We start from the raw sequence: 11,543 nt of genomic DNA on the forward strand, positions 1-11,543 counted from the left end.
CCCCGAGCTCACCCCCGCGGGCGGCCCCGGGGGCCCCCCCGCTCGGGGCGCGGCGGCCCCCCCCGGTCCGAGCCGGCCTGAACGGTCGGAGCAGCCGGCGGTTGCGGCTGACGAACGGCAGCCGCGCCCAGATCCTGACCAGGCCCCAGGTGGCGCCGGCGCCTGCGGCCGCGAGGGCGATCAGGACGACGGCGTAGATGAGCTGGTAGTCGGCGAACGGGTTGGTCGACATGCTCAGCGAGCCGTCGGACAGATGCTTGGCCGACGGTCACTCCGCGATCCGCATCAGCGCCATCATGGCCGTACCCGCCACTGCGGCGAGCCGCGGACCGATGCCAGGGGCAGGGCGAGGCCGATGCCGAGCAGGCCGAGCATGAACAGCCAGTCCGCCCAGCCGGCGCCGGCCCAGTCGTGGAACGTGGACTCCATCGGGCCGGCGGCGACACCACCGAGGAAGCCCTCGTCGACGGTGGCCTGCTTGCCGTCGCGCATGTGCCAGGTGTCCGGGTTGGCGCAGTACAGGCAGCGCAGCGGGCAGCCGCTGACGAAGAGCACGAACCGGGTTCGGGACCGTCCACGCCGTTGGACAGGTCCCAGGAGTGGATGCGGCCCGTCACCGGCTCGTCGCTGGTGTTCACAGTCAGCTGTGCGCGTGGCGGTACGGGACGGAGTCGTGACGCTCAGCGGGCGTATCCGGGACGTCCCTGGTCCCCGTGGCCGCGCGCCTGGTCCGGGCCGTCGAGGGTGTTGTGGACGTGGGCTTCGATCTCACCGGGCACGGCGGTTCCTCCGAGTCGACCGTCGCCCCATCGGGTCACGGCGAGAACGCCTTGCCGTCCTGACCCACCACGGGTGAATGAGCGTCAGGAGATCGCCTCCGAACACGCGGAAGGTCCCGAGACAACCAGAGACACGGGGAGGACAGCCGAGCCCGGGCCCGCCCGCGCGGCGGACCGCAGGCAAGCGCGGTGCTCCCCTGCGGCCGCCCTCAGCCGGTCTGGCGACCCGCTGCGGCCCGCCCCGGTCCCACTCCTCGCCCGCAGGTCGGTGGCCCGCCGCGCGATCTGCAGACCTACGCCCCGATCACACGGCGGGCTTGTGACTCACGCCGACTGCGGCACGATGGCCACCGGGCAGGCCGCGTGGTGCAGTGCCGCGTGGGCGACCCGGCCGAGCTGCAGCCCGAAGTGCCCTTCGCGTCGTTTGGCTCCGACGACCAGGAGGTCGGCACCGTGTGAGGCGTCCACCAGCAGCCGGCGGGCGTGGCCCTCGGGGGTACGGCGGTGCAGCTCCACGCCTGGCGGGGTGTCCCGCAGGGCCTGCGTGAGGGTCTCCTCGGCGTGCTCTTTGTGCAGCCGGGCGGGGGCGTCGGCCAGCAGCGGGTGGTCGGTGGTCTCGTGTGCCGGGCACCGCCAGGCCCGTACTGCCTCCAGGGCGGCACCCCTTCGCCGCGCTTCCTCGAAGGCGAAGCGCACCACCGCCGGGTCCTGCGCGTCCTCACCCACGCCCACGACGACGCGTCCGCCGCCCGAGGGCGTCGCCCGGATGTCGTGGCTGCCGCGCAGCACGATCACCGGGCAGTCGGCGTTTGCGGCCACGGTCAGGCTGACCGATCCCAGCAGCAGCTCGGCGAGGCCGCTGCGGCCCCGGGAGCCCACCACCAGCGCGCAGGCCTGCCGGCCCTCGTGCACCAGGGCGTACTCCGGCTCCTCGAACACCACGTCGGACGACACCTTCAGACCAGGCTGCCGGGCACGCGCCCGCTGTACGGCGACGCCGACCACGTCCTGGGGCAACACCTGCGCGGACGGCTTGCCGATGTCGTGGGCGAGAGCGGCGCCCTCGTAGCGCTCCCACAGGCAGGCATACACCAGCCGCAGCGACACCCCACGCAGCACGGCCTCGTCGGCCGCCCAGTCCACGGCCCGCAGGCTCGCCTCGGAACCGTCCACGCCCACCACAAGGGGAAGTTCAGTGTTCATGACTACCGCTCCTTCAGGGGCTGCGTTCAGTCGTGCGCGATGACGGCGACGGGGGCGGGGGCATGGTGCAGCACAGCATGTGTGATGGGGCCGATATGGGCGCCGAGTGGGCTGCGGCGGATGCGGCGGCCCACGACGACCAGCGAGGCCCCGCGGGAGGCATCGACCAACTCGACGGCCGGACTGCCGCAACGGGACTCCTCGACGACCTGGACGGCCGGGTACTTCTCCTTCCAGCGGTGCAGCATCTCGGCCAGCGTGGCCGCGTCCTGCTTGCCCAGCACGGCATTGAGCTCGGGGTCGGCGGGCAGACCGTAGGCGACGTACGGCGGCAGGTTCCAGGCGTGGACGACCCGCAGGGGTGTGACCCGGCGGGCGGCCGCCTCGAAGGCGTAGGCGATCACCGTGTCGTCGGGGTGATCGGTGTCGAGCCCGAGGACGACGGGCCCGGACAGGGCCACAGGCGACGGGAGTCCGGACGGATCCACCACATGACCGTCCGCGGCCTGCTCCCCGGCACGGACCAGGACCACCGGCTGCTCGGCGCCCGCCACGACGGCCTGGCCCACGGAGCCGACCAGGAATCCGCCGATGCCGCTCAACCCTCGGGAGCCGAGAACCACCAACTCGGCGTCCTTCGCCGCCTCAGCCAGCACCTCGGCGGGCCGGCCCGCGACCTGCTCCACGGTCACGTCCAGGCCAGGGTGACGCACCCTGAGCCCTTCGACCACTGCGCACGGGACTCGCTCGCCCCACTGTTGCCGCGTCTCGCCGCCGAGGAACCGCGCCAGGGCCAGGGGCTCGGGCACCGCCTCCCAGACGTGGACCAGCCTGACCGACAGCCCGCGCCGCTTGGCCTCGCGGGCCGCCCACTCCGCCGCGGCACGGCTCTCGGCCGAGCCGTCGAGACCTACGACAATACTGCGGACCATGGCTTCTGCCTCCTCATCGGTGGGGATTCGATGCCAGCGTGGTGGTGCGGGGACCGGTGGTGCAGGGGCCGCAGGTCCCCGGCCGGGGCCGGTGGGCCCTGTGGGCCGACAGGTGTGGGGTGGGGCAACCGCCCCCTTCGCAGGGCCCGTCGGACAGCCGGACTCGATCACGAGGGGTGCCGCATCAGGGGCTGTCTGTCCGGCGCGGACCGGCCCCGGCTCCTGAACGCTCCTGCAGTACGCAGCGCCACCACCGTCTACGGCAGCTTCACCCGCCGCAGTGAACCGTCCGGACGGGGCGTCGCGGGCGCAGGGATGCGCGAGCCTGGCCCGGCAGCAGGTCGACGGCGGCGTCGAAGCCGTGGCGGTACGCCGCGACGCGGAGGACGGCGCGTACCGCCTGTCCGTTAAGTGACCGTCACCGCACGAGGCCGTCCCGTGGCGGCGCTGTGACGCCGCCCTCCCCGGACGCGGTCCTTCGATGTCGCCGGAGCCGTTCAGCCTTCCAGGCGCAGGCCGGTCTCTGCCGAGAAAAGGTGAACGGTCTGCGGGCGTGGAACGACGTGCAGCTCCTGGCCCTTGTCCGGTGTGTGCCGTCCGGGCACACGGAGGATCACGGGCTCAGTGTCCTCGCCGAACCGGGCGGTGCCGTAGACATAGGCGTCGGAACCGAGCTCCTCGACCACGTCGACCGCGATCCGCAGGCCGGTCGGCTCCGCCTGGGTGCCGCCCGGCAGCACCTCGAGGTGCTCCGGGCGGACGCCGAGGACGACCTCCCGGGCGTGGGGCCCGGCCGCGTCCAGGGTCTCGCGGGACAGTGGGACAACGGTGTCGCCGAACCGCACGCCCTCCGGGGCAAGGGGCACCGTGAACTGGTTCATGGCCGGAGAGCCGATGAACCCGCCGACGAACGCGTTGGCCGGCCGCTCGTAGACCTCCTTCGGGGTGCCGGCCTGCTGCAGCACGCCGTCCTTCATGACGGCCACGCGATCGCCCATGGTCAGCGCCTCGACCTGGTCGTGGGTGACGTACACCGTCGTGATCCCGAGACGGCGCTGCAGCGACGCGATCTGCGTACGGGTGCTGACCCGCAGCTTGGCGTCGAGGTTCGACAGCGGCTCGTCCATCAGGAACACCTGCGGCTCGCGCACGATCGCGCGGCCCATCGCCACGCGCTGCCGCTGACCGCCGGAGAGGGCCTTGGGCTTGCGGTCGAGGTACTCGGTCAGGTCCAGGATCTTCGCCGCATCGACGACCTTCTGCCGGATCTCCGCCTTCGGCATCCCGGCGATCTTCAGGGCGAAGCCCATGTTGTCGGCGACCGTCATGTGCGGGTAGAGCGCGTAGTTCTGGAACACCATGGCGATGTCCCGGTCCTTCGGCGGCAGATGCGTGACGTCCCGCTCACCGATCCGGATCACCCCGGCGTCCACGTCCTCAAGGCCCGCCAGCATCCGCAGGGAAGTGGACTTCCCACAACCCGACGGACCCACCAGAACCATGAACTCGCCGTCTGCGATGTCCAGGTCGAGCGCGTCCACCGCCGGATGGTCCATCGTGGGATAGACGCGGGTCGCCTTCTCGAAGCTGACCGATGTCATGACCGCAACTCCTCTCCCCCGCCGACCACGAAGGCCTGGCGGCGCGCCGACCCCACCTTGCAGTCGGCCCCGTTTCGGCAACTCACAGCCTGCACAGGCCTCATGAGGTTGCATCAGGGCCGCACCGGTCCCGGCCGCGGGCCGGTGGGCCCGTGACCGTGGGCTGCTCGACCCGGCCCCGCCCCGGAGGCGGCGCCCACGACCATGACGAGGCAGGCCGACGTACCCGCCGGGGCCGCACCCGCACGGGACCGACTCAAGGCCCACGCCCGACAACAGCGCCCCGGTGCAGCCCCGGCCGGCCCGGCACGGGCGGGGCCCGTCACGGGCGGGGCCCCGGGCCTCGATGCGCTCGCGTGGACGGGGCCAGTCGGCCTCTGCCTCATCGACGGCGGGCGATCTGGTTGGTGACCTCGTCGGCGCCGATGACTAGGGCGATGTCGGCCTGCGGGGCCGTGTGGATCAGTGTCGTCCGCCCAGGTTTTTGGGACTCGACGCTCAGGCAGGCCCGCTGCCGCGGAAGGGGCCGACCGGTTCCACGGTTCGGAACGGAGCCGTGGGGCGCTGTGCTCCCGTGGCCGATCGGCCGGCTGCGGGAGCCGGTCGCTGCCGAAGCGGGCTGCCCGGTGGTCGCCGACGCACCGAGGGCGATCAGGTTCCCCCTGCTGTGTCGGTGGCGGCTGTCGCGGGCGAGCGCACAGCGTGTCACAACCCTCACAACCGTCCCGGCCGGGCATGCGCCGCTGCCGGGCCGACGCGCAACCGCATGCCTCACGTCCCGCACTGGCCCATCGGGCTGGGGGCGCTTCGGCCTGCGCCCACGGGACGGTCGGCCCCTGCCCCGGCCCACGGCGGCGCGGGAAGCTGAAGGGGCATCGGGGGGCCGGCTCCCCGGGAGAGTCCTACAAGGGACAGCAACGGCTGCTCGGCCGACACAGCCCGTACGTTCCGGCCCCCGATGCGATAGACCGACACGCCCCGCAGGACTCCACGCCGTCGGGCGGGCCGCCGCAGCAGATTCCGTCGTGCTCCGTCTGCGGACGGCGAGTGCGGAAGGGAGTGGGTGTGATGAGCCGGACCGTCGGCGAGGTGATGACCCGTGAGGTCGTCGAAGCGCACCGGGAGACCTCGTTCAAGGACGTGGCACGGCTGCTGGACCGGCATCGGATCAGCGGGCTGCCTGTGGTCGACCACGACGACAAGGTCGTGGGCGTGATCTCCGAGACCGATCTGATCCGCCGCCAGGCGGCCCGCTCCGTACCCGGCCGTGGCCGGCGGCTGTGGACGCCGGCGCTGCGCCGCTCCGCGCGCCGTACGGCCGCCGTCGCCCGCGCCACTCGGGCGCAGGAGCTGATGTCGTCGCCCGCGATCACCGTGCACCCGGAACAGCGCGTCGAGGACGCCGCGCGGATCATGGAGCGGCGCGGTGTCGAGCGGCTTCCGGTAGTGGACGAGGAGGACCGGCTGATCGGCATCGCCACCCGCCGCGACCTGCTGCGTGTCTTCCTGCGCACCGACGAGGAGATCCGCCGGGACGTGATCGACGACGTCCTGAACCGCGCCCTGTGCCTGCCGCCCCACATCGTGGTCGTCTCGGTCCTGGACGGCATGGTCACGTTGGAAGGACGGCTCGAGCACCGCAGCGACATCCCCCTCGCGATCCAGCTGACGTGGCGCATCGACGGAGTGGTCGGCGTGGTCAACAGCCTGACCTTCCGCATCGACGACACCCGCCCGCCCGACCGGCGTGATTCGGACAGCGTCACCCGCCCCTGGCTGCTCCAGCACTGACCTCCGAACGCCCGGTGACGGCCGTCACGGCAGTCTGGCCGGCCGGAACTGCTGGGCCTTCCGAGCGCGCACTCATCCGCTGCACGCCGGCTTCAAGGACTGAGGGCGGCCGGGACCGATGGCCTCAAGGCCGGGCCTGCCCGGCCCTCGCGGCGGCACCCGGGCACCCGTGAGGCTGGCAGCAGGCCCAAACCCGTCCGGTGGGAACGGGTCCGCAAGCCGAAGGAGCTGATCGCCATGACGACCCTTGCCGGAGTACCGGAGCGTCCGGTCCGGGTGAACGCGGTGCTGGATGCGCCGCTGTCCCGGTGGCTGTGGCTCGTGAAGTGGATCCTTCTCGTCCCGCACTACGTGGTGCTGTTCTTCCTGTGGATCGCGTTCACCGTGGTGAGCGTGATTGCGTTCTTCGCCATCCTGTTCACCGGCCGCTATCCGCGCACCCTGTTCGACTTCAACCTGGGGGTGCTGCGCTGGAGCTGGCGGGTCGCCTTCTACTCGTACGGCGCGCTGGGCACCGACCGCTATCCGCCGTTCAGCCTGGGCGAGGAACCCGACTACCCGGCCCGGCTGGACATCACCTACCCCGAACAGCTCTCCCGCGGCCTGGTACTCGTGAAGTGGTGGCTGCTGGCCATCCCGCACTACATCGTCATCGGCTTCTTCCTCGGCGGCTGGCACCTCGGCTGGTGGGCCGGCGGCCTCGTCGCCGTGCTGGCGTTGATCGCCGCCGTGACCCTCGCCTTCACCGAGACGTACCCGAAGGATCTGTTCGACCTGATCGTCGGCCTGAACCGGTGGGTGCTGCGGGTCGCCGCCTACGTCGCCCTGATGACCGACGTGTACCCGCCGTTCCGGCTCGACCTGGGCGGCACCGAACCGGACGGACCGGCGGAGCTGTCATGACCACCTTTGTGGTGGGGGCGTTCCTGATCGTGCACGGGCTGCTGCACCCCGGCGTGTGGACGGCACCCCAGCGGCCCGACCAGCCGTCCCCGTTCGACCCCGGACACTCCTGGGCGCTGACCGCCGCCCATGTCTCCGCCGCGCCGGCCAGGGCCACGGCGCTGGCCATCGCCTGGTACACCGCCCTGGTGTACGCCGTCGCCGGCGCCGGGGTGCTCGCGGGCAGCGGCTGGTGGCCCACGGCCGCGCTGGTCGCGGCGGCGAGCGGGCTGGTGCTCAAGGCGCTCTGGTTCGACCCGTGGCTCAGCGTCGGCGTACTGCTGGACGTGGGCGTCATCGCAGCGGTGGCATCCGCCTGGCCCGGCTCCCTCTACTGAGCTGCTGCCGCCACCGGCTGCGCGACCGACAAACAGGAACCGACCCGCATGGGAGCGCCAAGGCCCCGCTCTCGCGCGCGACAGCGGGGCCGGCGAGGCACTGCGACGTCCCGTGGTCCGGTCAGCCGTCCCAGGTCCAGTCGGCGACCTCGGGCAGGTCGGTGCCGTGTTCGCGGATCCAGTCGTGATGGCGCTGGCGGGCGTCCTCCATCCGCCGGCGTACGGCGGCGGGCACCGCGAGGCCGGGCACGCGGTCGATGACGTCCATCACGAGGCGGTAGCGGTCGAGGTCGTTGCGGACCACCATGGCGAACGGCGTGGTCGTGGTGCCGATCTCCTCGTAGCCGCGCACGTGCAGGTTGCGGTGGCCGGTGCGGCGGTGGGCGAGACGGTGGATCAGCCACGGGGAGCCGTGCTAGGCGAAGATGACCGGCTTGTCCGGGGTGAACAGGCTGTCGAACTCGAAGTCGCTCATCTTGTGCGGGTGTTCCTCGCTCGGCAGCAGCCGGGCGATGTCGACGACATTGACCACTCGCACGGCCAGCTCGGGAAGGTGCCGGCGCAGCAGTTGGGCGGCGGCCGGCACCTCCTGGGTGGGCACGTCGCCCGCGCAGGCGAGGACGACGTCCGGTTCCCGCTCCCCGCTCTCGGTCCCCGCCCACTCCCAGATGCCCGCGCCGCGGGCGCAGTGGACCTTCGCCCGGTCCATCGACAGCCCGTCGTGGCAGGGCTGCTTGCTGGCGACGACGTTGACGTAGTCGCGGCTGCGCAGGGCGTGGTCCGCGACGGACAGCAGGGTGTTGGCGTCCGGCGGCAGGTAGACGCGGACGGCCACCGGCCGGCGCGGGCGGTCGGTCGCGCCGGCCCCGCGGGCGGCCTGCCGGAAGCCTTCGATGCGGTCCAGCGCGGTGTCCATGGCGTGGGCCATCGCGTGGTGGACGGCGGCCGGGTCGTCGCCGGTGACGTGGATCGGGTCGTGGCCGTAGCCCCGCAGCAGCTCGTCGAGTTCGGCCTCGGGCAGCCGGGCCAGCACGGTCGGGTTGGCGATCTTGTAGCCGTTGAGGGGGAGGACCGGCAGGACGGCGCCGTCGTTCACCGGGTCGAGAAACTCGTTGGAGTGCCGGGAGGCGGCCAGCGGCCCGGTCTCCGCCTCGCCGTCGGCAATCACGCAGGTGACCAGCAGATCCGGGTTGTCGAGCGCTGCGCCGTAGGCATGCGCGAGCACGTAGCCGAGTTCGCCGCCCTCGTGGATGGAGCCGTCGTCTCCGGGGCGACGTGGCTGGGGACCCCGCCGGGGAAGGAGAACTGCTTGCAGAGCCTCCCTGTACCGTCCACGTCACGGGTGATGTCGGGGTAGGTCTCGGTGTAGGTGCCCTCCAGCCAGGAGTTGGCCAGGACGGCGAGTCCGCCGTGACCGGAGCCCGAAATACACAGGGCGTCCAGGCCACGGGCCTTGATGGCACGGTCGAGGTGGGTGTGCACCAGGTTCAGGCCCGGTGAGGTGCCCCAGTCGCCCAGCAGCCGCGGCTTGACGTGCTCCGGGCGCAGCGGTTCGGTCAGCGGGGGGTGGGCCATGAGGTGGATCTGGCCGACGGCCAGGTAGTTCGCGGCACGCCAGTGAGCGTCCCGCGTCTTCAGTTCCTCGTCCGTGAGCTCGGCGGGCGCCCCCGTACGGCGTGCGGCCGTCGACGAGCCCGCGCCCGACCGGCAGCTCCGGATGGATGCGGACGAAGACCTCCTGGGGCGAGGGCACCCAGGAGCGCGTGCCGGTGCGGGCCGGCCGCTCGTGCTCTGCGGGGTCGGTCACGACCGTGGCCGGGCCGGTGACGACGAGCTCCAGTCGGTCCGTCGTTCGCCGGGCACCGCGGGTGTGCGGTGTCAGGTCGTCTCAGCCCGAGGGACAGCGCGGACAGAGGAGCCATCGGTCCCGGCCGTGCCGGAGAACAGCCCCGAGTCCACCCGGATCCGGCACCCGCACGGCACGCGCCCTGATGCCCGCCCACGGAACACGCCGCCCCCGGCCGGGACATGGTGTCGGCCCGTTCCGCGAGGCCGGCTGGGGCCGGTCGGCCCTTCCCTCGCCTCTCCGTGGCCTGTTGTCTCGGACCATGCCCGAAATCGACACAAGGCCCGCGCCCCACCACACGGAACGCACCGTCGGCGGCACCACCGTCGTGGCACTGCGCGGCGAGATCGACCTCCTTACGGCGCCGTCCCTCGCGGCCCGGCTGGAGGACCTGACCGCCGGACCGCACCCCGATCTGGTGCTGGACCTGCGCTCGATGGCCTTCATCGACTGCACCGGTCTGGGGGTCCTGTGCCGGGCACGGAACCGGGCCGCGGCACGGCACGGCCGGCTGCGGCTGGTCACCGACAGCGTCCGCCTGCGGCGGATCCTGCGCGCCGTCGGCCTGGCCGGCGTCTTCGAGCTCCACCCCAGCCTGGGCGAGGCGCTGGCCCGTACACCGGAGTCCGTCGTGGTCTGAAGTCCGGGCCAGCAGGCTGGCGACTGGCGAGCCCTTGATTGAGTGCCGCCCCCGGCGAGCCCGCCTCAGGGCCCGGTTCAAGATCTCATTGCGTCCAGCAGCTGCTCTGCGTCGCGCGCGGGACGATTCGGTTGTGGTGCTCGGCCTTGACCGTCAAGGGCAGCAGGTGCTCCGCCTGGGGGTGGCGGGTAACCAGAGCCATGCGCCCTCCACCCGGTGGCTTCACCAAGTTCGTTGCGCAGATGCGAGCGCAGCGGCCGACCCGAGAAGGGGAGGCGGCTGCTGTGCCGACGCCACAACGCCTCGCACACTCTGCCTCACCGATGCAGCGCGTACGCGCTGCTGCAACGACGCCGTGCCTCCGGTCGTGCGCGGAACAGGGCCGAACGGCCCGAGACCGGAGGCGAGTTGAACCCCGGCCGGCCCTCCGGTGCCGCCTGGCCGGCCCATACCGGGGCACGCTCTGGAGTGTCACGCTTCGTGAGCATGATGCCGAGGAGGAGGTTGGGGCCAATGGGCGGCGGGCGTACGAGGAAGTGGCTGTGGCGGTGGCGGAGCAATCCGCTGCGACGGCGCGACGACATCGTCGAGGCGTGGATCGTACTGGCCGTGTGGGCGGTCATCGCGGTCGGGGGCACGGTCGCTGGCCTGGTCACGGCCCACGCCGCTGACGAGGTGTTCGCGCGCCAGCGCGCCGAGCGGCATTCCGTGCACGCTGTGCTCCTGGCCGACGTCCCGCAAAGCGTGTCGGAGCCCGGGGCGGGCGACAAGGCCGAGGCGCGGGTCCGCTGGACGGAGGCCGACGGGTCCGTCCACACCGGCATGACGCTGGTGGACACCGGGCGGAAGGCCGGGTCCGGGACCGTGGTCTGGACGGACGGCCGGGGCGAGGCCACCGCCGAGCCGCCGAGCCCGGGGGAAGCGGCTGTTGAAGCCGGCCTCCTGGCCCTCTCCGCCGCGCTCGCGTTCGCGGGCATCGTCTTCGGTGCCGGAGCCGTCGCACGGTGGCGGCTCGACCGGCGGCGCACCGACTGGTGGGGCACGCAGTGGGACCTGGCCGGCCCGCAGTGGGGCCACAGGACCGGATGACCCACGCGCGGCTGCCCGAGCACAGCCAGGCGGTGCGAGTACCAGAAGTCTTTGCTCCCATGGACGCGGCCGTTCAACGGCGATCCGAGATGTCGACCGCCAGGATGGGGTCGGACGGGCGGCTGCCTTACTGGGCGGGCCCCCGGTGACAGGCGGAGCCGAGCTTGCTGTGCGAGACGGTGCCGAAGACGGCGAGGGTGCCCAGGATGTAGATGACGGCGCAGACCAGGGTGCCGTAGACGGTGGCGCGCGGCACGTTGCGGCCGGGGTCGCGGACCCGGCCGACGACCACGGAGGCGGCCGCCACGCCCACGCCACCTGACACGGCGATGGGCGCGGCGGCCCGTCTAGCCCCCCGCGCGGCGTGTCCCCGGGCCGTTTT

At 72.6% G+C, this 11,543-nt stretch carries 9 protein-coding genes and 6 pseudogenes; 7 read left to right on the forward strand and 8 right to left on the reverse strand.

Translation table 11 applies throughout. From position 1 onward, the window contains the following. Both ACFW2E_RS18275 and ACFW2E_RS18280 read right to left on the reverse strand, forming a co-directional pair. Window positions 1-232, reverse strand: a pseudogene (locus ACFW2E_RS18275) (hypothetical protein); the annotation flags it as partial. Between the two features lie 227 nt (window positions 233-459). After that, window positions 460-638, reverse strand: a pseudogene (locus tag ACFW2E_RS18280) (4Fe-4S cluster-binding domain-containing protein); the annotation flags it as partial. Between the two features lie 2 nt (window positions 639-640). On the opposite strand from ACFW2E_RS18280, the pseudogene ACFW2E_RS18285 reads away from it, so the two are divergent. Further along, window positions 641-842 (forward strand): annotated as a pseudogene (locus tag ACFW2E_RS18285) (BON domain-containing protein); the annotation flags it as partial. Between the two features lie 261 nt (window positions 843-1,103). On the opposite strand, the gene ACFW2E_RS18290 reads toward ACFW2E_RS18285, so the two are convergent. Further along, entirely contained in the window at window positions 1,104-1,982 is an 879-nt protein-coding gene (locus tag ACFW2E_RS18290) for a universal stress protein (RefSeq protein WP_384467556.1), read from the reverse strand. 26 nt (window positions 1,983-2,008) lie between these two features. Next, window positions 2,009-2,914, reverse strand: a complete 906-nt coding sequence (locus ACFW2E_RS18295; protein WP_384467558.1) for a universal stress protein — start codon at window positions 2,912-2,914, stop codon at window positions 2,009-2,011. A 280-nt stretch (window positions 2,915-3,194) separates the two neighbouring features. Between ACFW2E_RS18295 and ACFW2E_RS18300 the strand changes: the two genes are divergently transcribed. Next, window positions 3,195-3,329, forward strand: a complete 135-nt coding sequence (locus ACFW2E_RS18300; protein ID WP_384467560.1) for a hypothetical protein — start codon at window positions 3,195-3,197, stop codon at window positions 3,327-3,329. 82 nt (window positions 3,330-3,411) lie between these two features. Here ACFW2E_RS18300 and ACFW2E_RS18305 read toward each other — a convergent pair whose 3' ends face one another. Beyond that, complete coding sequence (locus tag ACFW2E_RS18305) at window positions 3,412-4,515, reverse strand: ABC transporter ATP-binding protein (RefSeq protein ID WP_384467562.1); 1,104 nt, start codon at window positions 4,513-4,515, stop codon at window positions 3,412-3,414. Between the two features lie 1,068 nt (window positions 4,516-5,583). Here ACFW2E_RS18305 and ACFW2E_RS18310 point away from each other — a divergent pair. The 3 genes from ACFW2E_RS18310 (at window position 5,584) to ACFW2E_RS18320 (ending at window position 7,586) form a co-directional block, all read left to right on the forward strand. Beyond that, a complete protein-coding gene (locus ACFW2E_RS18310) occupies window positions 5,584-6,306 on the forward strand; it encodes a CBS domain-containing protein (protein WP_384467564.1) in 723 nt (240 codons plus the stop codon). A gap of 237 nt (window positions 6,307-6,543) precedes the next feature. Beyond that, on the forward strand, window positions 6,544-7,209 hold the full coding sequence (locus ACFW2E_RS18315) for a DUF4389 domain-containing protein (protein ID WP_384467566.1): 666 nt from the start codon (window positions 6,544-6,546) through the stop codon (window positions 7,207-7,209). Continuing rightward, window positions 7,206-7,586, forward strand: a complete 381-nt coding sequence (locus ACFW2E_RS18320) for a hypothetical protein (protein WP_384467568.1) — start codon at window positions 7,206-7,208, stop codon at window positions 7,584-7,586. Before ACFW2E_RS18315 ends, ACFW2E_RS18320 begins: the two co-directional genes overlap by 4 nt. Before the next feature lie 121 nt (window positions 7,587-7,707). On the opposite strand, the pseudogene ACFW2E_RS18325 reads toward ACFW2E_RS18320, so the two are convergent. Beyond that, window positions 7,708-9,305 (reverse strand): annotated as a pseudogene (locus ACFW2E_RS18325) (hypothetical protein). Then, a pseudogene (locus tag ACFW2E_RS18330) lies at window positions 9,253-9,420 on the reverse strand (pyridoxamine 5'-phosphate oxidase family protein); the annotation flags it as partial. The pseudogenes ACFW2E_RS18330 and ACFW2E_RS18325, both read right to left, overlap by 53 nt. Before the next feature lie 274 nt (window positions 9,421-9,694). Here ACFW2E_RS18330 and ACFW2E_RS18335 point away from each other — a divergent pair. Together ACFW2E_RS18335 and ACFW2E_RS18340 are read left to right on the forward strand one after the other, a co-directional pair. Then, entirely contained in the window at window positions 9,695-10,072 is a 378-nt protein-coding gene (locus ACFW2E_RS18335; protein WP_384467570.1) for an STAS domain-containing protein, read from the forward strand. A 513-nt stretch (window positions 10,073-10,585) separates the two neighbouring features. Beyond that, window positions 10,586-11,161, forward strand: a complete 576-nt coding sequence (locus ACFW2E_RS18340; protein ID WP_384467572.1) for a hypothetical protein — start codon at window positions 10,586-10,588, stop codon at window positions 11,159-11,161. A gap of 151 nt (window positions 11,162-11,312) precedes the next feature. Here ACFW2E_RS18340 and ACFW2E_RS18345 read toward each other — a convergent pair. After that, a pseudogene (locus tag ACFW2E_RS18345) lies at window positions 11,313-11,462 on the reverse strand (amino acid permease); the annotation flags it as partial. Window positions 11,463-11,543 lie beyond the last annotated feature (81 nt).

This window comes from Streptomyces sp. NPDC058964, from assembly GCF_042741275.1.
In the GTDB taxonomy this organism is placed as follows: domain Bacteria; phylum Actinomycetota; class Actinomycetes; order Streptomycetales; family Streptomycetaceae; genus Streptomyces.